The following is a 26,454-nucleotide window of genomic DNA, read 5'->3' as shown; positions in this document are numbered from 1 at the left end:
TAGGAGATTTTATGGCAGTGGCAAGTGCAAGGCACATACTCGTGGACAGTGAAGCACAATGTTTAGACCTTAAAGACAAAATTGAGCAAGGTGAAGACTTTGCAGAGCTGGCTAAATTGCACTCTAATTGCCCGTCTGGTCAAGATGGTGGTGCATTAGGTGAGTTTGGACCTGGTATGATGGTTCCTGAGTTTGATAAGGTGGTTTTTTCAGCGCCACTTAACCAAGTACAAGGTCCTGTTCAAACACAGTTTGGTTACCATTTATTAGAAGTAACCAGCCGCTCAGAGTAAGCAAATCGATTTATTAATAAAGCCGCATTAGCGGCTTTTTATTTATGTGGAGTTGGCAAAAGCCCCAATATGCAATTACTTGGCTCTATTTCTTCCCCTTATGTTCGCCGTGTCAGAATTTGGGCACAACAAAATAACTGTGAGCTTGAGTTTATAAATCTCGACATTTTTTCAAGCGATGACCGCTCTTTAATGATGTCGCACAACCCGGCAGCTAAAATCCCTATCTTAATTGATGGCTCGCTTAACTTAAGCGACTCAAACACTATACTGCGTTACTTACTTGAAAAAACACAGCAGAACACGCTAACTTGGCCGCAAGAGCATTTTTTAACTAGCATAAATGCCTGTAACGATTCATTGGTTGAGTTATTGTTATGTCAGCGCTCTGGGTTTGACACACAAGCTGATAAACTATTTTTTAATCTGCAAAATGAGCGAATTGCGCAAACATTACACTATTTAAATGATCATTTATGCGATGATGAATTTAAAAGCTGTGAATGCCTCAACATCAGTTTATACTGCTTACTAGATTGGATCTGCTTTCGTGAACTCACTGATTTTAGCGCGCAATCGCAATTAGTTAAGTTTTATGAAGCGTTTAGTCAGCGTCAAGCGGCTAAAAGTACCAACCCTCGACTCAAATTTTAAAAGGTGAACACATGAGCGATATCGAAATTGAATCACAACTAGTTAGCTTTGTAGAAAAAGTACGTGTTAGTGAGCAGATCTGGGCACTGGGTGCACAAGATGGTGGCTTTGTTGTATGTGAATCAAATCAGTTTGATGACACCGATGTACTTTTACTGTGGGAATCAGAAGACGCAGCAAAAGAGCAATGTAAAGAAGAGTGGAAAGACTACAGTCCGGTAGAAATCAACCTAGATGAGTTTTTAGATGATTGGGTTGAAGACCTTAAATCAGATGATGCATTAGTTGGTTTAAATTGGAATGACGATCAAGTGTGTGTAGAAATTGAGCCAGTTGGTTTAGCCCGCGCTTTAAGTGAATAAGCTTTAACTGTTTATTTACTGACACTACCCCAATTAACAACGATTAGTTGGGGTATAAAATAATAAAAACTGTCAAGGTACTGCGTTGAAAACCCATCTTGGTCGTCGTCCATTTTCAGCTATGGAGCTGCATACCCTCTATACCGGATATATTTATAGTGATACCCGGCTTGCCCGCGAACAAGCTAAGCACTGGCACTTTTGGCTGCCCCTAATTGCTTATTACAGTGGCGCTTACAGCGATGAAATTGGTTGTTTAACCCTAGATGACTTGGTGATTGAAAATAACATCCTCTGCTTTAGCTTTCATACTCATGGTAAAATTAAACCTCGTTTAATTCCTGTACATCATGCTCTGCTCAAGGCCGGATTTAATGATTACTTAGCCTACTTAAAAGCGCAAAAGCACACACGTTTACTGTTTGACCTTCCAGCAAAAACAGGACGCTACAGTGAAAAAGTACGCATTTGGTTTTCAGGTGAAGGCGAACGCGCGGGGTATTTGCAAAAATGTGCAATTCCTTCGGTGGATCAACTCGGGATGAAAACCGCGATTAGTAGTTTGCGGCTGAACTTTGAGCAGCAAATTCGTATTTATGCCCTGCAAGCTGGCTCTAAAGACTGCTTTAATTACCTAATGGGCTTTAATGATTACCCTGAAGAGCATTTTGCCGATACCAAACTGCTTAATACCGTATTACAACAAATTCGTGTTATCAATTCCCACCTCCATTGGCAGCGTTTTTTAGCGCGAGATAGCCACTGACAAACTTTGTTACTCTTTTCCTTCTTGTTGTTCGCTTACTCTAGCAATAAAAGCTGTTAGGATGGAGTGTACTCACTCTTCTAACAACAAAAATCTAGGGATAACTATGTTTTTTAAAAGCCTCTTAACCGTGAGCGTTGCGCTTGCGATGAATGCTGCTAACGCTAATGAATTCGTCATTGAAAAACTCGCAAAGCCAAGTTCACAAAAAGTTGCTTTAACACTCGACCCAAGTCAGGATACTTTTACAGGAATGACTGAGATCAGTTTGGAGGTGCTTAAACCAACACACTACATTGAACTTAATGGTGTTGATTACGCAACCAAAATGGTTCAACTATTGGGTGAGCAAAACTGCGACTTAAACAGCGAAATGCTTAAAACAGGTAAAGTTAAATTTAGCTGTGAAGAACAAATTCAGCCAGGTAAATACACTTTAAAAATTGATTTTTCCGCGCCATATAATCGCCAAAGTGTGGGGTTATATAAAACCCTAGATCAAGGCGTTCCGTACTTGTTCACCCAATTTGAAATGAGTGATGCCCGTCGTGCGTTTCCTGTATTTGACGAACCAAGCTATAAGATTCCGTTTCAGTTAACCATTACCGCCCCCACCTCACAAAAAGTGTATTCAAATACACCTGAGCTAAAAACAACGGTCAGTGGCGATATGACTACTCATTACTTTGATAAAACGCCGCCAATTCCATCTTACTTAGTGGCTATGGCTGTAGGCCCGTTTGAAGAGTTAGAAATTAAAGGCATGCCAATTCCTGGGCGTGTGATCACCCCACAGGGTAAAATTCATTTAGCGCAGTATGCAAAAGAGAATATGCCTAAAGTACTGGGCGCACTTGAAGAGTACTTTGGTATTCCTTATGTATATAAAAAGCTAGATTCAGTGGCTGTTCCAGAGTTTCCGTTTGGCGCCATGGAAAATTCAGGTTTGGTAACTTATCGCGAAGATATTCTTCTGGTTGATTTAGAAGCTGCAACGCGAAGTAAAAAGCAACGTAATGTTTCTATTATTGCCCATGAATTAGCTCACCAATGGTACGGTAACTTAGTGACTATGAAATGGTGGAACGACTTATGGTTAAACGAAGCGTTTGCAAGCTGGATGGCAGCAAAAATTACTAAGCAACTTAATCCTGAGTTTGAATCACACCTAGATTTACCACAAAATAATGTAATGGCGTTAGATGCTCGCTTAAGCACTAAGCCAATTCGTAAACCAATTAAAACCGAAGCCGATATTATGGACGGTTTAGGCCTTGCATACAGCAAAGGTAGCTCAGTACTGGCGATGGTTGAAAACTGGATTGGCGAAGACGCATTTCAAGCTGGCATTCAAAATTACTTAAAAGAGTTCTCTTATAAAAATGCCGAAGCCGCCGATTTATGGGAGGCACTTGGTAAAGCATCTAACAAAGATGTAGCGAGTGTTTTGAAATCGTTTATTGAACAATCGTCATTTCCGCTAATTAACGTTAAGCAGCAAGGTAATAACATTACGATTTCGCAAAGTCGTTTTGCCAATGCCGGTGTTGATGCTCCAGCCCAACTGTGGAATGTACCCGTTGCTATTAAATATGGTGCTGGCGATAAAGTAAAAACTGCCAGTGTATTACTTAATAAACAAAGCCAAACGCTAGAATTAGATTTTGAGCCAGAGTGGATATATCCAGACCAAGGTGCGCTAGGTTACTACCGCTGGGTCATGGACGATGCGCAATTTAACGCACTAATAGATAATGCAGCGAGCGTGTTAAACGACCGTGAGCGCCTTGCATTATTATCGGCCACTGACGCTTTACTTGACGCAGGTGTAATTTCTGCTGCTAAGCTGATGCAAACGCTTGAAGTTTTTGCCAGCGATAGTCATCCTCGCGTGGCTAACACTGCTTTAGGTTATTTAGCATCTCAGCAACGTACCTTTAAAGACGATAGCAACAAAGATTTATGGCCTACATTTATTCAAAATGCAGTCATGCCTGCCGCTAAAAAATATGGCCTAGAGGCAAAAATGGGTGAGGATGGCGCTGTTGCTCAACTGAGAGCTGCGGTGGTATCGCGTTTAGGCTTTGATGGTGAAGATAAGAATGTGATCAATAAAGCTAAGCAACAAACAGCCGCTTACTTAAACGATCCGCAAAAAGTAGACCCTTATTTAGCGGGTACTTACTTACGCCTTGCGGCTTTTCATGGTGATAAAGCGCTGCTTGATCAATTTATGACAACCTTTAAAACCACTAAAGATCCACAAGTGCGTACCAATATGCTGGCTGCAATGGGCTATTTTGGTAAACCTGAACTTCAAAAATCTGTGCTTACATATAGCTTAACCGATGAAGTAACCGCTTCTGATATGCGTACTATTTTATCGGGGCAAAGTTACACCGATGAACGCCAAGCACTGTTTATTGATTGGGTTTATAGCAACTACGATAAAGTAACAGCAAGTTTACCACCGTTTTTTGTGCCTAACTTACCTTACTTTACTACTGCTAGCTGTGATGCTGAAAGTTTAGCGACAACGCAAAAATTCTTTGACGCTAAACTTGATGAAGTTCCTGGCTATGCGCGCACATTAAGTAAGCTTGCAGAAAGTACGAATGACTGTATTGCACTTAAAAACCGTGAACTCAAATCAGTAAATAGCTTTTTAAATAGTAAATAAGTTAAAAGCTAAAGGTTAAGGGTTAAAGGTTGAAGATTTTATCTTGCACCTTTTGCCTTTAGCCCTGCACCATTCTATTAACCGCCAATAATCATCGTTAGCTTAGCTATAAACTCTTTTGCCGCTTGTTCAGAGTTAATTTTAAAAGCGACACCATAATGAATAGGCTGTGCGCTTTTATAAATACGAGTGGGAAAACGGGTCATTTCACTGCTATGAAAATAACCTTGAGTACGCACTACGCCATCAATATCAGTAAAGTCATCACTAAATACTTCAAATGCAGGGCGGATCACAATTTTACCTTTCCCTGTTTCGGCATGGGTGTAAAACGCTTCTTTAGAGTTTGCTAGCATATACTCAGCAATGTTTTTTATTTTAAAGTTACTTCTACACTCTAGTTTTATCAGCTGCTCTGTTAACTCGTCTGCACTGTAGGCCATGTTTATCCCTATTCGTTGATTTATGTATAACCTTAACGCATACGCAATATGAAGTCTTACTTTATTGTGTTACGTGGCAGACAAATGCAAGCTTATCGTTGTTATAACTCAACCGGCTTATTTCAGTATCGCAATATTGACTTAAATCAAGCCATTGCGATATGTCAGAACCTGCTGTTAGTTTTCGTTGATAGATACGGTTTTTAATTGCGTAAGCAATGGTATTTTCATCTTTTAAGATGAAGTCTTGTACTTGGTTTGGCAGCCTAAGGATGTTGCTCACCTGCTTGGTTTGTGGTTCCAAACGGGCTAAGTGATGCTGGCCATTCTTACTATGACTAAATAAAAATTCCCTCTGCGCTTTATTATAAATAAGTGTGCGACCAATGTTATTTGCTACAACCTCACCTTTAGCCGCAACAACCGAGGTATATTGTAATGTATGTGGCTCGCCTAAAATAAACATTACTAAATCGTTGTTATTTCCCCAAGCGTGATAGCCCACAGGCTCAATCCAATCAAAAATACGACTTGGTGCCAGCTCTGTACTCAGCGGATATTGCCATAGTTTTTGTTTGCCATCTTCTTCAACCACGATAGCAGATAAACTATCGCCACTCGGTGTTACTGTTGGCGAATACTCACTTACAGCTGTATTTGTGATCATAGAGGTTTGTTTTGATGATAAATCATAACGTGCAATATCAGTTTGGCTCTGCTTATTACTGATTACCTCACGCGTATAATAAAGGCCCGTATCGGTTAAATGGGGCTGATTGTTGTAGCTGGTTTTATCACTAACAATGCTTACGCGTATGCCATGCGGGGTATTTAAATCGGCAAGTAGTATTTGACTTTTAGGCATATTTGCTTGGGCAACGCCTAATGTTAAAGCATTAATTGTTATTAGCCCTAACAACGGTTTGATCAGTTTCATGCTTTCTCTCGTTTTAATTTTAAGCACCTCATGATAACGTTATTTACTGATGACGTCACTTGACCTAGCTTAGTAAGGTCTTTATAACTAACGGGTCATAAAAAAGAGAACAAACATGTCAGCTAAACACCCTATTATTGCAATCACCGGCTCATCTGGAGCAGGCACTACAACAACCACCAATGCCGTGAAGCATATTTTCCGCAGCCTCGACATCAATGCTGCATTTATTGAAGGTGATAGCTTTCATCGCTATACACGTCCTGAAATGGACAAAAAAATTCGAGAAGCCCAACAAGAAAGTAAACATATCAGTTATTTTGGCCGAGAAGCCAATGACTTTGGTGCATTAGAAGACTTATTTACTAAGTATGGTGAAACAGGCGAAGGTAAACTGCGTCGTTATTTACATACCTTTGATGAAGCCGTGCCTTATAACCAGTTACCAGGAACATTTACTCCTTGGCAAGAGCTTGAGCAAAACACAGATTTAATGTTTTACGAAGGCTTACATGGCGGCGTGGTCGACGAAGATCATGATGTTGCTAAGCATGTTGATTTACTTATAGGCATGGTGCCAATTATTAACCTTGAGTGGATCCAAAAGCTTATTCGCGATACCTCAGAACGCGGTCATTCTCGTGAAAAAGTAATGGACTCGATTGTGCGCAGTATGGATGACTACATTAATCATATAACGCCGCAATTTTCACGTACCCATATTAACTTTCAACGAGTGCCAACCGTTGATACTTCTAATCCATTTAGCGCTAAAGATATCCCATCCCTTGATGAAAGCTTTGTCGTTATTCGCTTTAGGGGCATTGATGACGTTGATTTCCCGTATTATTTACGCATGATTGAAGGCAGCTTTATGTCGCGGATCAATACGCTTGTAGTGCCCGGTGGCAAAATGGGACTGGCAATGGAACTAGTGCTTACGCCACTGATCAAAGATATTATTTTGAAAAAGCGCGCCTTAGCAAAATTAGCCCCACCTGAAATTCCTATTTAAGTGTATCGCTCATTTCTTAGAAAGTACTTGGTTCATAAGATCTAACAACATGTGATGATCTTATGAAATTGGCCACCTCTTTTATCAAGTGATCGCAAATACATTCTGCTCTTTTTTGTTTAGTCTAACTCACGTACACTGCTGATTTTAAGTATGATGAGAGCAGTATGTCGCAAGCTATTAAAATTATTGTCGGGTCTAACAACCCAGTAAAAGTAAATGCCGCTAAACACATTTTTGCGATGTATTTTCCCGAGCAGGTAATTGAATGTGGTGGCGTTCACGCCCCCTCTGATGTACCCGATCAACCTATAGGCGAAGAGCAGACGTGTTTGGGTGCACAAAACCGAGTTAACTACTGTAAAGCACAGCATCAAGCAGACTACTACATAGCGATGGAAGGTGGCGCAGCGCAATTTAGCTATGGTGCAGCAACCTTTGCCTATGTTGTTATTGATGACGGCGCACAGCAAGTTACAGGCCGAAGCAGTAACTTACCTTTGCCTCCGGTTTTTTATAAAGCATTGCTGCAAGGTGAAGAGCTCGGAGACGTGATGGATAAGGCTTTTAATACCACCAATATCAAGCAGCAAGGGGGTGCTATTGGTTTATTAACTGATCATCATGCAACACGAGAAAGTACCTATACTCAAGCGCTGACTCTCGCCATGGCGCCTTTTCTTAATCCCACTTTATATAATCAATAACGGATGTTTTAATGAAGTATAACTACATATTATTTGATGCCGACGAAACCTTATTTAGCTTTAATGCCTTTGCTGGCTTACAAAAAATGTTGGCAGCTTATGACATGGATTTTACCAAGGCAGATTATGACCATTACCAAAATACCAATAAGCCATTATGGATTGCCTATCAAAATAACGAAATTACCGCAAACCACCTGCAAGTAACTCGTTTTAGTGAGCTGGCAAATAAGCTTGATGTACCAGCTCAGCAACTTAATGATGATTTTTTATCGGCAATGGCTGAAATTTGTATGCCTTTACCCGGTGCGGTTGAATTATTAAACGCCCTAAAACCTCATGCCAAATTAGGTATTATCACTAATGGCTTTTCTCAGCTGCAAGCACGTCGCTTAGCACATACGGGGCTGCAAGATATGTTCGATTGGCTGGTAATTTCTGAAAAAGTAGGTATTGCTAAGCCTGCAAAAGAGATATTTGAGCACACCTTTAATTTAATGGGGAATCCACCGAAAGAGCAAATTTTAATGGTAGGTGATACCGCCAGCAGTGATATTCTTGGTGGACGAAATGCAGGCATAGACACCTGCTGGTTACAGCACCCTGGGGTAATCTTACCTGAAGGTATTAAGCCAACGTATCAAGTCACTGAGTTAAAACAGTTACAAACTATTTTAGGTCTGACCTGACTGATTGTGATTACAAACAGCCAAAAAAAATGACGCTAATAAGCGTCATTTTTTATAACTGTATGTAAGCGATTAACTGATTAGGCGTTTGCTAATTCAAGACCGGGTGCAGGCATCGAAACAGGCGTTTCAAAGGTTGCCCACTCCCATGCTGACTCAGTTGCCATAATTTTGCGTAGTAACTTGTTGTTTAAATCATGGCCTGATTTAAATGCCGTTACTTTACCTAAAAGGTTATGACCTGTCATAAACATGTCACCTACACAGTCTAGTATCTTATGCTTGACGAACTCGTCTGGGTATCGCAGACCGTTCGGATTTAAAACTTTAAATTCATCAAGTACCACTGCGCTATCCATGCTACCACCTAGTGCAAGGTTATTAGCATGCATGTATTCAATGTCTTTCATAAAGCCAAAAGTACGCGCACGGCTAATCTCTTCAGTAAAGCTTTGTGCGGTAATATCTAAGCCAATGCGTTGGCGGCTTTCATTGATTGCAGGGTGATCAAAGGCAATCTCAAAGTCGATATGGAATCCGTCGTAAGGTTCTACTTCGGCCCATTTATCGCCTTCTTCAATACGTACTTTTTCTTTAATACGAATAAAGCGCTTCGCGACATTTTGCTCTTCAATGCCACCTTTTTGTAATAAATAAATAAATGGTAATGCACTACCATCCATTATTGGTACTTCTGAGCTATCAAGTTCAACAATCAGATTGTCGATACCCATTGCCGCAACAGCTGCAATTAAATGCTCAGTAGTTGATAAGCGAACACCATCTTTGTTTATTAAACAGGTACACAATTGCGTATCACCAACGGCTTCAGGCGTTGTTTCAAAATCAACAACCGGATCAAGGTCGACACGACGAAATACAATCCCAGTATTTGCGCTCGCAGGTCGGAGAGTTATTGTGACCTTCTCACCTTTATGAAGTCCAATTCCTATGGCTTTGACTACTTGTGCAATCGTACGCTGTTTAATCATAGGTTCGCTCACTTTAAGTATATATTACAGTTAGACGGCGGAGTGTAGCATAAATACGGTATAACTACAATATTCGTTCACATTTCGCACAAAAGTACTGTTTTTAATTAGTCTGCTTGTTTACGTAAAAAAGCAGGAATGTCGAAATAATCGCCACCCTCAGACTTATCTGTTTTCTTAGCGCTGCTTGACGACGTATTCGCTGAAGAACTTGAAGAACTAGACGATGTGCCTTGCTCCTTTGATTCAGTTTGCGAAGTCGTTGCTGACTCGTCAGTTGTGCTTGTGCCTTGGCTTGCGAAGCTAGGTACATACATGCTGCTGCTTGTTTGTGTGCTTGAGCTAGTAACATCAGAGCCTGACGCTTTTTTGAAACCGTTATCTACAATACCAAACTGTGGACGACGATCGCCGCCTAAGCCAGTTGCAACCACAGTTACACGTAGCTCGTCTGTCATTTCTGGGTCAATTACCGCGCCAACAACAACCGTTGCATTTTCAGACGCTAGCGCCTTAACGTGATTACCCACAATTTCGAATTCTTCAATCGCGATATCCATACCCGCTGTAATATTAACCAAGATACCTTTAGCGCCGGTTAAATCTACGTCTTCTAGAAGCGGGCTTGAAATAGCGGCTTCTGCTGCTTCTTGTGCACGATCAGGACCCGATGCAGATGCAGTCCCCATCATCGCTGTGCCCATTGCAGACATAACAGTACGTACGTCGGCGAAATCCACGTTAATTAGACCCGAGCGAGTGATTAACTCAGCAATGCCTTGTACTGCACCAAACAATACGTCATTTGCTTTAGCAAACGCATCCAGTAAAGTTGTTCCTTTACCCAATACTTTTAGTAACTTGTTATTTGGAATAGTGATTAACGAGTCCACAATTTCAGATAATTCGCTAATCCCCTGCTCCGCAGCAGCGGCACGCTTTTTACCTTCAAAATCAAACGGACGTGTTACCACAGCAACAGTTAAAATACCCAGTTCTTTAGCAATTTTAGCCACAACTGGCGCAGCACCGGTTCCTGTACCGCCGCCCATACCTGCCGCTATAAATACCATATCGGCACCTTCAAGGCTGGCACGAATGGTCTCTGCGTCTTCTTCAGCCGACTGACGACCTACTTCAGGGTTGGCACCAGCACCTAACCCAGAGGTTATTTGCGTACCTAATTGTACCGTTACATCAGCGGCTGAATTACGTAATGCTTGCGCATCCGTATTGGCTGCGATAAAACGAACACCTTCTATTTGTTGTTTTACCATGTGCTCAACTGCGTTACCGCCGCCACCGCCTACACCGATTACTTTTATTACAGCTTCTTCGCTGTGTTGTTCCATTATATCAAACATATTTACTCTCCGACTTGAGTACTAAAACTCGCCTTGAAACCATTTTGTGATGCGGTTCCACCAATTATTGTTATCATCCGCTTTCGACTTTTGTGCATTCATCGACTGCATAGTACGCCCGTATTGTAACAAACCTACAGCAGTTGCGTACGATGGATCATCAACATAATCAGTTAAACCTACTACACCAATTGGTTTACCTATTCTTACTGGCATCTGAAAAATATCTTCAGCCACTTCCATTGCGCCAGTCATTTTAGCAGTTCCGCCAGTAATGACGAGACCTGCTGCAATTTGGTCTTCTAATCCTGAGCGACGAATTTCTTCCATCGCCAACTCAAATAATTCTCTAAAACGTGGCTCAACCACTTCTGACAACGTATGCCTAGACATCAGTCTTGCTGGTCGCCCGCCTACGCTTGGCACTTCAATTGTGTCTTCGCTGCTCGCCATTTGGCTACTGGCACAGGCATATTGTACTTTGAGTGACTCTGCATGTGATATAGGTGTACGAAATATTTTTGCAATATCACCGGTTACTTGGTTGCCTGCCACCGGAATTACCGCCGAATGACGCAGCGCACCATTAATATAAATAGTGATATCCATAGTACCACCACCAATATCCAGCACCGCAACACCTAGCTCCTTTTCGTCATCAGTCAGTACGGAGTAACACGAGGCAAGCGCAGTGAATATAAGTTGGTCAACTTCAAGCCCACAACGTTCAACACATTTTTCTATATTTTTAGCCATGTCGCTGGAGCAGGTAATAATGTGCGCGCGCGCTTCCATACGCACCCCACTCATACCGAGTGGGTTTTTAATCCCCTCTTGCATGTCAATGCTGTACTCTTGTGGCAGCGCATGCAACATTTTGCGTTCAGCTGAAATTGGTACTGAGCGAGCAATATGGATTACATTTTCAATGTCTTCATCGGTTACTTCGGTGTTGTTAATAGCGACAACACCACTTTCGTTCTGACACTGAATATGTTTGCCAGAAATACCCAAATAAACCGAGCTAATACGACAATCAGCCATCAATTCAGCTTCATCAATTGCGCGGCGAATAGACTCAGACACTAAATTTAAATCGTTAACGCCGCCTTTATCCATTCCATAAGATACTTGGCTCCCCACGCCAACAATGCTGAGCTTGTTATCTGTGGTGATTTCACCTACCGTGGCCACTACCTTCGAAGTGCCAACGTCTAATCCAATCACTAGGTTTCTTTCTGCTGACTTAGTCATGCCTTACTCTTTATTATAATTGCTGTTCTTGCATTGGCTTATAGCTCACTGCAAGGCCGGTATCGTAGCGTAAATCAATTGCATCTATCTGTGCATCAGCACGTTGTTCTATGCGTGAATAAACGTCTATAAAACGCTGTACACGCTTGGCTTTATCCTTGCGCCCTAAATTTAAACGCACGCCATTATCTAACCAAAGTTGCCACGAAAACCGCTCAGATAGCGCAAGGCTAGTGAGCGTTAGTGCATTTACTTTAAGCATTTCATCAAACTGTTTAAACGCTACCCATGCTTCTTTTTCACTGCCTTCTGGCCCATATAACTGGGGTAATGTGGCACTTAATTTATCACTTTTAGCCTCAAACGCCTCGCCGCTTTGGTTAATCAATAAATCACTGTTCCAGTGAGCGACCGCTTGATGCTCTACCACGTAAACTTGGATAGTATCAGGCCATTGCTTTCTTACCGATACCGTTGCAACCCAAGGTAGTTCTTGCACTAAATGCTGAACATGCTTTACGTTTAACTCAAAAAAGCTACTTAAATCCGCTTTTTTTATCGCGGTAGTTATTGCTTTTTCATCGGTGTATTTGGGGCTCCCCAACACCGTTAGATGCTTAATTTGCGCATCTTTATTTGCAACTAACCAATGGGAAACCCCATTGGTTATTTCAATTAACCCAATCACCACAGCCAGAAAAAAGCTCACTCCAAAAATCAGCGACCAGTTAAGTTGCTGTTTTAGTTGCTGCGCTTTCTCTAAAAAGGGATGCATATTAAAGGGTTTGCTCCAAAATGCGAACAACTAATTGCTCAAAACTTGCCCCATTGGCTTTTGCTGCCATTGGCACCAATGATTTTTCTGTCATGCCTGGCACGGTATTTACTTCCAACAAGTAAAATTGGCCTTGCTGATCTTGCATTGCATCGACGCGACCCCAGCCACTTGCACCCACCAAATCAAACGCATCGAGTGCCATTGCTTGTAGTTTTTGGGTATCCGGTTGTGATAAATCAGCAGGACAATGATATTGTGTCGTACTTGACTGATATTTAGCTTGGTAGTCATAAAAACCATTTGGCGTGCTCATTTCAATCACAGGTTGTACTTCATCACCAAGCACCGTAATTGTAAATTCGCGCCCCGAGATCCACTGCTCTACCAATACTTGGCTGTCGAACTTAAATGCATTGCTGAGCGCATCTTCAAGCTCTTCTGCAGAGCTTGCTTGTGCCATACCAATACTTGAGCCTTCGTGCGATGGTTTTACCATCACTTTTTTAAACTCATCGATAATTGCTTTAGCATCAAAGCCTTTTTTAGCATCAACTACCGCATAAGGTGCTGTGCTTAAGCCTGCCGATTTAAACAAGTGCTTACAACGAATTTTATCCATTGCCAATGCTGAACCCAATACATTACTGCCGGTGTAAGGCAAGTTCATAAACTCTAAAGCACCTTGTACTGTGCCATCTTCACCACCTCGGCCATGCAGCGCAATAAAAACGCGATCAACGTTTAAGTCTTTTAATTCCCACAATGAACGATTTTGAGGGTCAAACGCAATCGCATCAATGCCACAGGCAAGAAGTGCATTAAGGACTGCTTTACCAGATTTTAATGACACGTCGCGCTCTGCTGAGTTTCCACCTAGCAGCACCGCTACTTTACCAAACTGGGAACTTACCTGTGTCATACTTCACCTTGCTTTAATTTTTCTATCGACATATTTGTTGCTGCTAAGTTTTTAACTAACTGACCTATGTTACCTGCACCTTGCGTAAGTACTAAATCATTATTTTGCAGGCAGTTAGCAAGTACACCTGCAAGCTCTGAGCTTGAAGCTACATGCAATGGCTCTTTGCCACGTTGGCGTAAACTGCGGCATAAACTCTTACTATCAGCGCCCACTATCGGCTCTTCGCCTGCACTGTAAACATCAAGCAATAGCAACTGATCAACCTCGGCGAGTACTTTCACAAAATCTTCGTATAAATCGCGAGTACGAGTATAGCGATGCGGCTGATAAACCATCACTAAACGCTTATCAGGCCAGCCTTCTCTCGCTGCGGTGATGGTAGCTGCCACTTCTGATGGGTGATGACCATAGTCATCTACTAACATCACATTACCGCATTCGTTTTCAAATTCACCATAATGCTGAAAACGACGGCCAATGCCTTCAAAAGTATCTAAAGCCGCTAAAATAGCATGATTCGCAATATTTTGATCTTTAGCCACGGCAATCGCTGCGGTTGCATTGAGGGCATTATGTTTACCCGGCATATTCAGCTTGGCGGTTAAACTCTCACCTTGTTTATTAGTCACCGTAAATTGGCATGTGTTCGCTGTTTGGCTAAAGTCACTCATTCGATAATCAGCCTCGTGTGACTCACCGTAAGTGATCACCGGACGACCAAAACGGGGGATCAATTCAGCAGCAACGTCTGAATCAATACACACCACCGCTAACCCGTAAAACGGCAGGTTATGAATGAATTCAACATAAGTATCTTTCATTTTTTCTAAACTACCGCCGTAAGTTTCCATGTGATCTTCTTCAATATTAGTGATCACCGATACCATAGGTTGTAAATGCAAAAATGAAGCATCGCTTTCATCCGCTTCAGCGATTAAAAAGTCGCTTTTGCCTACTTTAGCATTGCTGCCAGCACTATTTAATAAACCGCCAATAATAAAGGTTGGATCGAGCCCTGCTTGTGCATAAATACTGGCAATTAAACTGGTTGTTGTGGTTTTGCCATGGGTACCGGCAATAGCAATACCATGACGAAAACGCATCAGCTCAGCTAACATTTCTGCACGGCGAACCACCGGAATACGTGCAGCTTGCGCGGCTTGAATTTCAGGGTTTGTTTTATCAATTGCACTTGAAACCACCACCACATTAGCGTCTTTTACATTATTTTCATGATGGCCAATAAATACTTCAGCGCCCGCTTGAATTAAACGCTCGGTCATGGCGCTATGCGCTATATCCGAGCCGGTAATACGGTAACCTTCAAAAGCCAATACTTCTGCAATACCGCCCATACCTGCACCACCTATTCCTACAAAGTGAATAGTTTCAATGCGGCGCATCGCAGGGCGTGTATATTTTTCTTTTGCTAATGTCTGTTTCACTTATATTCTCTTATTTGTTACTTGCTCACAGTGCATAGCGACGCTGGCTGTGGCATCTAAAATAGCCTGCTGCTTTGCTTTAGCAGCCATTTTAGTTATTAATAAAGGTTCGGCTAAATAGGGACTTAAAAGTTCAACAATGCTGCGCTGATTAAATTGCCCCTGTGGCATTAATAATGCCCCTTCTGCCATTACTAAATACTGTGCATTTGCTGTTTGGTGATCATCAACCGCATGTGGAAACGGTACAAATACCGCCATTTTACCTGCTGCAGCAATTTCACTAACCGTTAGCGCTCCGGCGCGACAAATCACAATATCGGCCCAGCTATAAGCGGTATCCATATCATCAATAAATTCAGCAACAGTTACTTGTTCATCGCCCATTTGTTGCTGCTGGTAACTTTCGCTCACACTAGCAAAATGGCCTTTACCAGTTTGGTGCCAAACATTAATGGCACAGGTATCATTTAAGCGCTTAAATGCTTCAGGCAGTGTTTGGTTAAGTACTTGCGCACCTAGTGAGCCACCCACTACAAGCATATTAATTGGACTTGATATTTCCCGCTTAGGTATATCAACTACACTCTGACGCACAGGGTTACCCACCAGCTCAGCTTTACCACTGGCAAAAGCACTTGGAAATGCAGCTAATACGCGATTCGCAAATTTCGCTAGCCATTTATTGCTCATACCAGCTACGGCGTTTTGCTCATGAATTACCAAAGGGATACCGAGACTTTTTGCTGCAATACCCGTAGGGCCTGTCACGTAGCCGCCCATAGCTAAAACCACGTCAGGGCGTTGTTGTTTTAATACTTTACGCGCCTGCAATATTGCATTAATAACCATGAATGGCGCTTTAATGAGGCGTTTTAAACCATTACCTCGCACGCCTTTTACATCAATAAAATCAATTTCTATGTTGTGCTTGGGCACGACACTGGCTTCCATTCTATCAGGAGTGCCTATCCAGCTAACTTGCCAACCTTGCTGTTTGAGATAATCAGCAACCGCAATCCCCGGGAAAATATGTCCACCTGTGCCCCCTGCTACAACGACTATTTTTTTACTCATCGTTTAGCTCCCCCCGACGTGGCCTGTTTAGTTGCCATCTTCGTTTCAAAATCTACCCGTAATAAAATACCAGTGGCTATGGTCATCATTAATAAACTTGAGCCACCATAGGAAATAAACGGTAGGGTTAGTCCTTTGGTTGGTAATATACCGGCACTGGCGCCTACATTAACCATAGTTTGAAATGCAAACCAAATACCGATAGCTAAAGCTAAATAGCCTTCATATTCTTTACCGTTTTTAAGCGCATTTTGGCCAATTAGTAGCGCTCTAAATACTAATGTCCCTAATACCATTAAAATACTCAATACGCCCATAAAACCGAGTTCTTCAGCAATCACGGCAAAAATAAAATCGGTGTGTGCTTCCGGTAAATATTGTAATTTTTGTACGCTATTACCTAAGCCTTGGCCAAACCAATCACCTTGACTATAAGCCATCAGTGATTGCACTAATTGATAACCTTTACCAAAAGGGTCATCCCAAGGTTCTAAAAAACCCACCACACGCGCCATACGATAGGGCTCAAACACAATCAACCCAACCACCAGCGCAATACCGGTTAAAATAAGTGCAAAAAATTGCCAAAGCTTGGCACCGGCTAAAAACAATAAACCAACCGTAGTAACAAACATCACCACCACGGTTCCTAAATCGGGCTGCATTAAAATAAGTGCCGCATAAACGGCAAATACCGCTATGGGTTTAGCAAAGCCTTTTATGTTTTCTTGTACTTCACTGCGCTTACGCACTAAATAGCCAGCGATATAACTAAAAAAGAATAACTTAGCGAGCTCGGAAGCCTGAATATTAAATGGCCCTATAGGTATCCAGCGGGTCGAACCATTAACTTCACGACCGACAATAAGCACTACCAATAACAACACTAAGCCGATTAGTAATAAGTAGGGATTAGCTTTTTTCCACCACGACATAGGTACTTGAGTACTAATGCAAAATAAACAAAACGAGAGCCCTAAAAAAATACCGTGGCGGATAGTAAAATGATAAATATTGCCAAACAGCCTATCGGCCGTCGGCATTGAAGCACTAGTTACCATCACAAAGCCCACCCCTATTAGCATTAACATGCAATAAAGGAGCGGCACATCATAAAGCTGCGCCGAAGGTTTAGGAGTAAATGCCTCTTTAATATCCGCAAAAGCTATCATGGCAGCTCCTGCAATACACAATGCACAAAATCATCACCGCGCTGCATATAGTTGTTGTACATATCTATACTGGCGCAGGCTGGGGCTAATAAAACCGTATCGCCTGACGTACTTAATTGTTTAGCAAGCGCCACAGCTTCAGACATGTTAGTGGTTAAATGACCTTTAGCAGTTAGTGCCACTAACTCTTTTGCATCTTTACCAAAGCAAATGAGGGCTTTAACGTGTTGCTCAACATAAGGTTTAAGTGCCTCTAAATCCGCGCCTTTGGCATCGCCACCAGCAATAACCACTAAGTTTTGTTGCTTACCCGCTAAACTATCAATAGCGGTAATTGTTGCGCCTACATTGGTGGCTTTAGAATCATTAAAATACTTAACGCTATTAAACTCACCCACAAACTGGCAACGATGTGCCAAGCCATTAAATTGAGCTAACGCAGTTTTATAATGCGCTTTAGTTATTTCAAACGGGCTGAGTAACGCCATTACTGCCAATGTGTTTAAATAGTTATGCTTACCCACAACAGCTAAAGTACTTACTGGTAAATAAGCTTCGCCCTTTACCATAAAGTACGCTTCGTTATTATGCTGTGCTAAGTGGTAATCACCTTGTGTTTCTCCAAAACTAACTTGTGGTGCTAACGTGCGACTCACTGGGTGGGTTTGTCTATCGTCAGCATTAATAACTAAAAGTTCAGCGCCGTTATAAATACTTAACTTTGAATCTATATAAGCTTGATAGCTATCATAGCGATCGAGATGATCTTCTGAAATATTAAGCACAGTTGCACTGCTGGCTTTTAAGCTGTCAGTGGTATCAAGCTGAAAACTCGATAGTTCCAATACAAACACATCAAAGTCACCGTCAAGTAAATCCAGTACAGCTGTGCCAATATTGCCGCCCAGTGCTACTTTATAACCTGCGGTTTTTAATACTTCGTAAGCAAGGGTTACTACCGTTGATTTACCGTTTGAACCTGTTACCGCAACAACTGGTTTAGTGTTAATGCGGGCAAATAACTCAACATCACCAATTATTTCTACACCTGCATTCATTGCCTGTGCAACCGCAGGGGTTTTTAAACTTAGCCCGGGACTAATAATGATCATATCGCAAGCACTGAGCGCCGCGTTATTTAAATCACCAAAGTGAGTATTTAGATTAGCGGCATGTTGCTTGAGCCAATCAACACCGGGAGGATTTTCTCGGCTATCGACTACATTGGGCTGTATTCCTTGAGATAATAAAAAGCGCACAATGCCCAGGCCGGTTACACCGAGCCCGAGCACTGTTATTTGTTTATTTTTTATCTCGTTTAAATACTGCATTTATCGGATCTTTAATGTCGCAAGGCCAGCGAGCACCAGCACAATAGAAATTATCCAAAAGCGCACAATAACGCGTGGCTCTGGCCATCCTTTAAGTTCATAATGGTGGTGAATCGGCGCCATTTTAAAAATACGCTGGCCGCGTAATTTATAAGAGCCAACTTGTAAAATTACCGACAGCGCTTCCATTACAAACACGCCCCCCATAATAATAAGTAATAACTCTTGGCGAACCAGCACAGCAATAATACCTAATGCACCACCTAGAGCTAACGAGCCTACATCGCCCATAAACACTTGTGCTGGGTAGGTGTTAAACCATAAAAAGCCTAACCCTGCACCCACAATAGCGGTACACACCACTACCAATTCACTGGCAAGTGGCAAATGCGGAATATGTAAATAAGCTGAAAAGTTAATATTACCGGTTAAATAAGCAATAATAGCCAGCGCTGCAGCCACTAAAATTGTTGGCACAATAGCTAAGCCATCTAGTCCGTCGGTTAAGTTTACCGCGTTTGAGGTGCCCACTAATGCAAAATACGTGATTACGATATAAAACAGTCCTAGCTGTGGCAGTACATCTTTAAAAAATGGTACAACAAGAGATGTCTCTGTCGCTTGGGTACTGGTCATGTAAAGTGCAGTTGCTACAACCAATGCAATTACTGATTGCCAAAAATACTTCCACTTAGCAATCAGTCCTTTAGGATCTTTGCGGATCACTTTGCGGTAATCGTCAATAAAGCCAACAATCCCCAATGAACCAATCACAAATAATGTGGCCCATACGTATTTATTAGACAAATCAGCCCACAATAAAGTGCTGGTGAATATTGCCGCTAAAATAAGTAAGCCACCCATGGTCGGCGTACCCGATTTAGACAAATGCGATTGCGGACCATCATCACGTACTGTTTGTCCAATTTGCATGCGCTGTAAACCACGAATTAACTTTGACCCCAAATAAAGCGACATAATTAATGCGGTCAAAATACCTAAAATGGCACGAAGAGTTAAATACGAAAAAACATTAAAGCCACTATAATATTGAGTTAAATACTCAGCCAGCCAAACTAACATTATGATACTCCATTGATGGCTTGTTGCTGGCCATTAACTAAATCGGTTACTAAAAGCTCCATGCGAGAACTGCGTGATCCTTTCACGACAAGGGTAATTTTTTTATCTACTTTGCTAATACTGTTTTGAATTTGCTGCAGCATTTGCTCACGATTTGAAAAGTGACGATTAGGCAGCTCAAATACATCACTTGCTGACTTACTTAATACACCGAGTGTAAATAGCTCATCAATGCCTTGCGCTAATGCATATTCGCCCACTTCTTGATGATACTTACGAGCATCTTCACCAAGCTCCCCCATATCACCGAGAGCCAAAATACGATGACCTTGAATATCGCTAAGTAAATCAATCGCCGCTTTTACCGATTTAACGTTGGCATTATAAGTATCATCAATAATGGTGAGTGAATCACTAGCTTCAATCAGGTTAACCCGCCCTTTAACTTCACCCATGGTCGCTAGGGCGCTGGCAATTTCTTCAAGCGACACGTCAAACTCACTGGTTAATGCCGCAGCAATAAGCGCGTTGCTAATATTATGCTTGCCTGGCAATGCTAACGTAACCGGAACTCTGTGTTGTTTGGTACATAACATAAAGCTTGCTCGAGCTTGTGCATCTAGGCTGATGTCCTCAGCCCAAATATCCAGTTTTTCACTGCTAGAAAAACATTTAACCTTTCGCGCTGCTAATTTATCAAGCCAATACTGACTAAACTCGCTATCGCAATTAACAATGGCAATGCCATCGTCTTTTAAACCATCGTAAATTTCGCCTTTGGCTTGTGCTACCCCTTGTAAGCTACCAAAACCTTCTAAATGTGCCGCGGCAACATTACATACCACGGCAACATCCGGTTTGGTCATGGCGGTAGTGTAGGCAATTTCACCAATATGGTTTGCACCGAGTTCAATAACAGCATAACGATGCTGTGGCTCTAATCTCAATAAGGTAAGAGGCACGCCAATATCATTATTGAAGTTGCCTTTAGTCGCTAAAACATCCCCTTTACTTGATAAAATAGCGGCACACATTTCTTTAACTGTGGTTTTACCTACACTGCCAGTAATAGCGATAGTTTTAGGTGCAACTTGCGCCATAACCGCTGTTCCAATTGTGCCTAATGCAATACGGGTATCGGCAACTACAAATTGAGCAATGTCGGTATCAACAGCGTGATCGACAATGACTCCAATAGCACCTTTTTGTTTTGCTTGCTCAATAAACTTATGACCATCAAAGTTAGGGCCTTTAAGTGCCAAAAACACTTCACCATCACATAAAGTACGGGTATCGGTGTTTATATTTATTACTTGACGATTATCACCTTGATAATCGGTTGCTAGCACATTAGCTAGCCAATCAAAATCCATTGGGATCATGCTTGAGACCCTCTTACTGCTTGTTTTAATTGTTGTTGTACAAATTGGCGGTCGCAAAAATCAATGCGTTTGTTACCTATAATTTGATAGTCTTCATGCCCTTTACCGGCAATTAAAATAACCTCACCGGCTTTTGCGTTATCTATAGCAAATTGTATCGCAGCACCCCGGTCGGCCTCTAAAAGGGCGTTTTGTGGGTGTGTTAATCCTGCAGCTACATCATTAATAATTTCATTGGGATCTTCAGAGCGCGGGTTATCACTGGTAATGATCACTTTGTCTGCAAACTGCTCGGCGGCTTGTGCCATTAGTACACGTTTACCTTTATCTCTGTCGCCGCCGCAACCAAATACACAACTCACTCCACCTGGTACATGTTGTTGCAGCGCTTGTAACGCTAGTGCGAGTGCATCAGGCGTATGTGCATAATCAACCACGCAAGTAGGCATATTTGGCGCTGTAAATGCTTGCATTCTGCCTGCTACAGGTTGCAAATACTCACACCCTGCCACTAATTGCGTTAATGGGTAACCTAGCGCTAATAATGTGGCTAAAGCAGCGGTTAAATTGTATAGATTAAATTCACCATATAACGGTGATTTTATGGCAATATCACCCCAACTTGTAGTTAATTGCGCCGAAATACCGGTTGCTGAATAGCTAACATCAGAAAAATACACAAACTGAGCGTTTTTAGGGGCTAAGTTTTTACGGCCATAACAAATTAGTTTACTAAAGCTATATTTTTCAATCCATTGCTCTGCTTGTCCGTCATCTTGGTTAAGAATGACATTGGCAGCATCAAAATCACGAAACAGCATCAATTTGGCATCACCGTAACTATCCATGTCACCATGATAATCTAGATGATCACGAGATAGGTTAGTAAATACCGCCGCTTTGAAATGGCACTGATCAACACGGTGCTGTACCAATCCATGCGATGATACTTCCATCGCTACTAAGCGATGTTGCTGCTCTTTTAAGTCACTTAAAATATGCTGTAAATCAACCGTTGATGGTGTGGTGTTTTGTAGCGGTGTTAAATTATCTGGATGGCCATAACCGAGCGTGCCTATAATTGCGGCTTGGGTACGACAAAACTGTGCTAAATGAGCAATCATTGCGGTAGTAGTCGACTTACCATTGGTACCTGTTACGCCAACTAAATCTAATTCTAGGCTCGGTTGCTGGTAAAATTTACTCGCTAATACAGGCAATTTTTTATTTAATTCTGAGACTAAATAAAGCGGCTCAAAATCACTTTCAAACTCACACAGTCTGTCGGCAATAATTGCACTGGCACCATTCTCAATTGCTTTATCAATAAACTGTCCGCCATCAAGCTGATGACCTTTTATTGCCACAAACACATCACCAGGTTTTACATCGCGGCTGTCTAAACGCAACTCGTTTACCATTAAACTTGCTGCATCTATTTCTAAATATTTTAAAATTGTGTGTAAATCACGCACCATCATCTTTGCCCTTCACGTATGCCACCGAGTCTTTATCTGGGGCAACGTTTAAAATTCTTAATGAATTAGAGATTATTTCTGCAAACGCCGGACCTGCCGTTGCGCCACCGTAATAAACATCTCCACCGGGCTCGTTGATTAATACCACAACGGCTAATCGCGGATTACTCGCAGGGGCAATGCCCGCAAAATAACCTACATATTCGTCACCATAACCACCTGCAGCGGCCTTTTTAGAAGTACCTGTTTTACCAGCTGCACGGTAGCCATCAACTTTAATACGGCGTGCGGTACCACCTTCTTCAAATACGCTTTCCATCATATGAACTACAGCTTCAACATCTTGTTGTTGAAAAACACGTTCACCTTCAGGTATAGAGTCTTGCTTTAGTACAGTGAGTGGGCGGTTAACCCCACCTGCGCCTAACATGGCGTAAAAACGAGCCATTTGCGCGGTACTCACGGCAATATTGTAACCAAACGAAAGTGCGGCAATTTCGTGATCTGACCAACGACGGTTTGGGTAAAATAAACCACTGCTTTCCCCGACCATGCCGGTACCACTATCACTACCAAAACCCACCTTTTGGTAAAGACCTACAAAGTAGTCTTTGGGCACGGTTTGGCTTATTTTCGTTACGCCCATATTACTGGAGTACTTTAAAATTTCGCGCAGCGTCATTTCACCATGATTACGGGTATCTTGTACTAAGCTGCCCCCTAAACGCATCCAGCCTGGGTAGGTATCAACTTTGTCATCCGGTTGGATTGTGCCGTAGTCTAATCCAGCTAAAATGGCTAGAGGCTTAACGGTTGAGCCGGGTTCAAACAAATCGGTAATTGCACGGTTACGACGCTTATGAGGAGCCGCACCGCTTAAATTGTTAGGATTAAATGAAGGACTATTTACCATAGCCAAAACTTCACCAGTTTTAACATCAACCACCATGGCTGAACCTGAAGTGGCCTTGTAAGTTAATACCGCTGATTTAACCGCTTTGTAGGCAATCGCCTGAATACGCTGATCAATACTCAGTTGAATACTCTCAGGCTCCACTCGCTCGCGCTCATCAAGCACTTCAACTTCACGTCCTTGAGCATCTTTTCGAATCGTACGTCGGCCTTCTTCACCTGTGAGTGCATTTTCGTAAAGCTTTTCAATGCCTTCAATGCCTTTGCCATCGATATTAGTAAAACCAATGATATGCGCACTGACCTCACCGGCAGGGTAATAGCGTTTTGATTCATCTAATAAATGAATACCTGGTAGGCGTAAATCGCCAATATAATTAGCAACAGCCGGAGTAACTTGGCGTTTTAAGTAAACAAAGCGACGAGTAGGATCATCAAGTAGTCGGGTATTAATTTTGCTCGGTTCAATGCGCAGTACATCGGCTAGTTCACGCCAGCGCAAATCGTTTTTATAATACAGGGCGGTACGCTTGTTTAGCTCAGCGACATTTTCACGCAGAGTTTGCTGATCTTCACCATTTTTACGGGCTTGTCTGAGCACTTTGCTCACCAGTGATTTATGCAAAGCTTTAGGATCTGCATACACACTGACTACAGGCACACTAACAGCTAACTCTTTACCGTTACGATCGAAGATCATACCGCGTTGCACATGCAATTTTTCAACACGTACTGTACGCTTGTCACTTTCGGAGCGAGCCTTATCGGGTTCAATTACTTGCAAATATGCGGCGCGCGATACCAAAGTCACAAACACTAAAAAAATCACCGCGCACACTAAAATAAAGCGCCATGCGATTAGGTTGTTGACTGGTTTTTTGCCTCGCGTTCTCATTGTAATATAATTACCTGCTCATCTTGGCTGGTTGGCCGCTTCATTTCTAATTGTGACGTTGCCACTTCTTCAATGCGTGCATGTTGCGAATAAAATTCTTCTTCCACTAAAAAATAACGCCACTCTAAATCCAATTCATCACGCTCTTGCAGTAACGAATCTTGCTCAATTAATTGCGCACGAGATAAATGAGTTACCTGCACCACGCTCAAACTTGACGCGAATATCACAACCAACAAGGCCAAGGTGATCTTGTTCGCACCTAGGCCTTTAATTATTTCAATAAATAGATTGGGTTGGCGATAACTCGCTTTTTTACTCATCCCAACCTCTGTGCAATCCTTAGTACTGAGCTACGAGAGCGTGGATTGCGAGCCACTTCATCAGCACTTGGTTTAATAGCTTTACCCACTGCTTTTAACGTCAGGTTTTTATTTATTTGTGCGTCGGTTAAAGGCAGACCTCTGGGTATCGCTTCTCCCTTACTCTGTTTTTTAATAAATTGTTTTACAATGCGATCTTCTAAAGAGTGAAAAGAAATAACAACTAAGCGACCACCCGGCTTAAGAACTTTAATCGCCGCTTGTAGTGCGGTTTGAATTTCCTCTAACTCGCTATTGATATAAATACGAATTGCCTGAAACGTGCGCGTTGCAGGATGTTTAAACTTATCTTTAACGGGTACTGCTTCATCAACTAAATCTGCGAGCTGTTTAGTGGTAGTGATTGGCGTATGTTCACGCACTTCCAATATCTTGTGCGCAATGCGCTTACCAAATTTTTCTTCACCTAGCTTTTTGATCACATGGGTAATGTCATCTAGTTCCGCCTCAGCTAACCACTGCGCAGCGCTACGGCCTGTGCTTGGATCCATTCGCATATCAAGCGGGCCGTCTTTCATAAAACTAAAGCCACGAGCGGCATCATCTAACTGCGGTGACGACACACCAATATCAAGTAAAATGCCATCAACTTTACCAATTAGATCGTTTTGCTCAGCAACTTCGTATAACTTTGAGAACCGTGAGTGAGCAATCGAAAAACGTGAATCATCGGCAAACTTTTCTGCTGACTTTATAGCTTGTGGATCTTGATCAATAGCCTGCAAGCGACCAGCGTCGCCCAAGCGCGCTAATATTTGCCCTGAATGTCCGCCACGTCCAAAGGTGCCATCCATATAAATGCCGTCTGGCTTAATTGCAAGTGCATCTATGGTTTCTTCCATTAATACGGATACGTGTTCAAATTGCGCTGTCATTAGCTATTTTTTGCCTTTTTGTTTTGCTGCTAGAGGGTAAAGTTATCTAAATCGTCATTCGGTTCAAATTCACCAAGCCTTTCAAGCTCAGTGTCTTGGCGCATTTGTTCGTGCCAACGCGCCTCATCCCAAATCTCAAATTTATTCATTAAGCCCACCAGCATAATTTTTTTGCCAAGTTCTGCATGTGAGCGCAAAGAAGGCGCCAGCAAAATTCGACCGTTTTTATCAAGCTGATACTCTGTCGCATTACCTAACAACATACGTTGCATCCGTCGCGCTCTGGGATTCATATTAGATATTTTTGCTAAACGGCTTTCTATTTCTAACCATTCAGCAAGGGGGTATAACCAAAGGCAAGGCTCATTGAGTGCAACAGTGCAAATAACCGTTCCCTGATCTTCAGACAATAGCGTGTCTCGGTACTTTGTTGGTACCGCAAAACGTCCTTTATCATCCAAACTCAGTGAACTTGCGCCACGAAACATAAAAAGCCTATTGTAAAATTATTTTAATCAACTTTTTGATTAACCCGATCCAGTTTGATCCACTAAACACCACTTTT

The 26,454-nt window shown here is 42.1% G+C and carries 26 protein-coding genes; 8 read left to right on the top strand and 18 right to left on the bottom strand.

Annotated features, from left to right (window positions below; all coding sequences use genetic code 11):
* Window positions 1-11: 11 nt before the first annotated feature.
* The 5 genes from B1F84_RS02765 (at window position 12) to B1F84_RS02745 (ending at window position 4,755) form a co-directional block, all read left to right on the top strand.
* On the top strand, window positions 12-293 hold the full coding sequence (locus B1F84_RS02765) for a peptidylprolyl isomerase (RefSeq protein WP_008114778.1): 282 nt from the start codon (window positions 12-14) through the stop codon (window positions 291-293).
* A gap of 69 nt (window positions 294-362) precedes the next feature.
* Window positions 363-947, top strand: coding sequence for a glutathione S-transferase family protein (locus B1F84_RS02760; RefSeq protein ID WP_131690507.1), 585 nt, complete (start codon window positions 363-365; stop codon window positions 945-947).
* Window positions 948-958: 11 nt separating this feature from the next.
* Window positions 959-1,309: a DUF2750 domain-containing protein gene (locus B1F84_RS02755; protein ID WP_008114782.1), complete on the top strand. Its 351-nt coding sequence runs from the start codon at window positions 959-961 to the stop codon at window positions 1,307-1,309.
* An 85-nt stretch (window positions 1,310-1,394) separates the two neighbouring features.
* A complete protein-coding gene (locus tag B1F84_RS02750) occupies window positions 1,395-2,075 on the top strand; it encodes a hypothetical protein (protein ID WP_131690506.1) in 681 nt (226 codons plus the stop codon).
* A 106-nt stretch (window positions 2,076-2,181) separates the two neighbouring features.
* Window positions 2,182-4,755, top strand: a complete 2,574-nt coding sequence (locus tag B1F84_RS02745) for a M1 family metallopeptidase (RefSeq protein ID WP_131690505.1) — start codon at window positions 2,182-2,184, stop codon at window positions 4,753-4,755.
* A gap of 77 nt (window positions 4,756-4,832) precedes the next feature.
* Here the strand turns inward: B1F84_RS02745 and B1F84_RS02740 are convergent, their stop codons facing one another.
* Both B1F84_RS02740 and B1F84_RS02735 read right to left on the bottom strand, forming a co-directional pair.
* Complete coding sequence (locus B1F84_RS02740) at window positions 4,833-5,198, bottom strand: hypothetical protein (protein ID WP_076919897.1); 366 nt, start codon at window positions 5,196-5,198, stop codon at window positions 4,833-4,835.
* A gap of 61 nt (window positions 5,199-5,259) precedes the next feature.
* The gene (locus B1F84_RS02735; RefSeq protein ID WP_131690504.1) at window positions 5,260-6,135 is read right to left on the bottom strand and encodes a hypothetical protein; all 876 of its coding nucleotides are present in this window, start codon (window positions 6,133-6,135) and stop codon (window positions 5,260-5,262) included.
* A gap of 115 nt (window positions 6,136-6,250) precedes the next feature.
* On the opposite strand from B1F84_RS02735, the gene B1F84_RS02730 reads away from it, so the two are divergent.
* The 3 genes from B1F84_RS02730 to yjjG all read left to right on the top strand — a co-directional run bounded on the left by B1F84_RS02730 (window position 6,251) and on the right by yjjG (window position 8,546).
* Window positions 6,251-7,150, top strand: coding sequence for a phosphoribulokinase (locus B1F84_RS02730; RefSeq protein WP_008114793.1), 900 nt, complete (start codon window positions 6,251-6,253; stop codon window positions 7,148-7,150).
* A gap of 167 nt (window positions 7,151-7,317) precedes the next feature.
* Entirely contained in the window at window positions 7,318-7,857 is a 540-nt protein-coding gene (yjjX, locus tag B1F84_RS02725) for an inosine/xanthosine triphosphatase (protein WP_131690503.1), read from the top strand.
* A gap of 11 nt (window positions 7,858-7,868) precedes the next feature.
* Window positions 7,869-8,546 carry a pyrimidine 5'-nucleotidase gene (yjjG, locus tag B1F84_RS02720; RefSeq protein WP_131690502.1) on the top strand — a complete coding sequence of 226 codons (678 nt, stop codon included), beginning with the start codon at window positions 7,869-7,871 and terminating at the stop codon, window positions 8,544-8,546.
* 80 nt (window positions 8,547-8,626) lie between these two features.
* Here yjjG and lpxC read toward each other — a convergent pair whose 3' ends face one another.
* From lpxC to mraZ, 16 genes are all read right to left on the bottom strand, one after another.
* Window positions 8,627-9,538 (bottom strand): UDP-3-O-acyl-N-acetylglucosamine deacetylase, encoded by a 912-nt coding sequence (gene lpxC / locus B1F84_RS02715; RefSeq protein ID WP_010390707.1) that lies wholly within the window; start codon window positions 9,536-9,538, stop codon window positions 8,627-8,629.
* A 107-nt stretch (window positions 9,539-9,645) separates the two neighbouring features.
* On the bottom strand, window positions 9,646-10,902 hold the full coding sequence (ftsZ, locus tag B1F84_RS02710) for a cell division protein FtsZ (RefSeq protein WP_076919893.1): 1,257 nt from the start codon (window positions 10,900-10,902) through the stop codon (window positions 9,646-9,648).
* Window positions 10,903-10,923: 21 nt separating this feature from the next.
* A complete protein-coding gene (ftsA, locus tag B1F84_RS02705) occupies window positions 10,924-12,156 on the bottom strand; it encodes a cell division protein FtsA (protein ID WP_131690501.1) in 1,233 nt (410 codons plus the stop codon).
* A 13-nt stretch (window positions 12,157-12,169) separates the two neighbouring features.
* Window positions 12,170-12,931: a cell division protein FtsQ/DivIB gene (locus tag B1F84_RS02700; RefSeq protein WP_109875355.1), complete on the bottom strand. Its 762-nt coding sequence runs from the start codon at window positions 12,929-12,931 to the stop codon at window positions 12,170-12,172.
* 1 nt (window position 12,932) lies between these two features.
* Window positions 12,933-13,853 (bottom strand): D-alanine--D-alanine ligase, encoded by a 921-nt coding sequence (locus tag B1F84_RS02695; RefSeq protein WP_131690500.1) that lies wholly within the window; start codon window positions 13,851-13,853, stop codon window positions 12,933-12,935.
* Entirely contained in the window at window positions 13,850-15,259 is a 1,410-nt protein-coding gene (murC, locus tag B1F84_RS02690; protein WP_240702022.1) for a UDP-N-acetylmuramate--L-alanine ligase, read from the bottom strand. Before murC ends, B1F84_RS02695 begins: the two co-directional genes overlap by 4 nt.
* A 42-nt stretch (window positions 15,260-15,301) precedes the next feature.
* Window positions 15,302-16,378, bottom strand: coding sequence for an undecaprenyldiphospho-muramoylpentapeptide beta-N-acetylglucosaminyltransferase (gene murG, locus B1F84_RS02685; protein ID WP_010390701.1), 1,077 nt, complete (start codon window positions 16,376-16,378; stop codon window positions 15,302-15,304).
* Window positions 16,375-17,550, bottom strand: coding sequence for a cell division protein FtsW (gene ftsW / locus B1F84_RS02680; protein WP_010390699.1), 1,176 nt, complete (start codon window positions 17,548-17,550; stop codon window positions 16,375-16,377). The genes murG and ftsW overlap by 4 nt, the downstream gene beginning before the upstream one ends.
* Window positions 17,547-18,881, bottom strand: coding sequence for a UDP-N-acetylmuramoyl-L-alanine--D-glutamate ligase (gene murD / locus B1F84_RS02675; protein WP_131690498.1), 1,335 nt, complete (start codon window positions 18,879-18,881; stop codon window positions 17,547-17,549). Before murD ends, ftsW begins: the two co-directional genes overlap by 4 nt.
* Window positions 18,882-19,964 (bottom strand): phospho-N-acetylmuramoyl-pentapeptide-transferase, encoded by a 1,083-nt coding sequence (gene mraY, locus B1F84_RS02670; RefSeq protein WP_131690497.1) that lies wholly within the window; start codon window positions 19,962-19,964, stop codon window positions 18,882-18,884.
* Window positions 19,964-21,346: a UDP-N-acetylmuramoyl-tripeptide--D-alanyl-D-alanine ligase gene (gene murF / locus B1F84_RS02665; RefSeq protein ID WP_131690496.1), complete on the bottom strand. Its 1,383-nt coding sequence runs from the start codon at window positions 21,344-21,346 to the stop codon at window positions 19,964-19,966. The genes mraY and murF overlap by 1 nt, the downstream gene beginning before the upstream one ends.
* On the bottom strand, window positions 21,343-22,821 hold the full coding sequence (gene murE / locus B1F84_RS02660) for a UDP-N-acetylmuramoyl-L-alanyl-D-glutamate--2,6-diaminopimelate ligase (protein WP_165489690.1): 1,479 nt from the start codon (window positions 22,819-22,821) through the stop codon (window positions 21,343-21,345). Before murE ends, murF begins: the two co-directional genes overlap by 4 nt.
* Window positions 22,814-24,631 carry a peptidoglycan glycosyltransferase FtsI gene (locus B1F84_RS02655; protein WP_010390693.1) on the bottom strand — a complete coding sequence of 606 codons (1,818 nt, stop codon included), beginning with the start codon at window positions 24,629-24,631 and terminating at the stop codon, window positions 22,814-22,816. The genes murE and B1F84_RS02655 overlap by 8 nt, the downstream gene beginning before the upstream one ends.
* The gene (gene ftsL, locus B1F84_RS02650) at window positions 24,628-24,954 is read right to left on the bottom strand and encodes a cell division protein FtsL (RefSeq protein ID WP_010390691.1); all 327 of its coding nucleotides are present in this window, start codon (window positions 24,952-24,954) and stop codon (window positions 24,628-24,630) included. The genes B1F84_RS02655 and ftsL overlap by 4 nt, the downstream gene beginning before the upstream one ends.
* Window positions 24,951-25,889, bottom strand: coding sequence for a 16S rRNA (cytosine(1402)-N(4))-methyltransferase RsmH (rsmH, locus tag B1F84_RS02645; protein ID WP_054202314.1), 939 nt, complete (start codon window positions 25,887-25,889; stop codon window positions 24,951-24,953). Before rsmH ends, ftsL begins: the two co-directional genes overlap by 4 nt.
* Window positions 25,890-25,918: 29 nt before the next feature.
* Window positions 25,919-26,377, bottom strand: coding sequence for a division/cell wall cluster transcriptional repressor MraZ (mraZ, locus tag B1F84_RS02640; protein WP_010390682.1), 459 nt, complete (start codon window positions 26,375-26,377; stop codon window positions 25,919-25,921).
* Window positions 26,378-26,454: the final 77 nt, after the last annotated feature.

It is taken from the genome of Pseudoalteromonas sp. DL-6 (assembly GCF_004328665.1).
Taxonomy (GTDB): Bacteria; Pseudomonadota; Gammaproteobacteria; order Enterobacterales; family Alteromonadaceae; genus Pseudoalteromonas.
The sequence above is the reverse complement of the archived record's forward strand: the minus strand, read 5'-3'. Positions and strand labels throughout refer to the sequence as shown.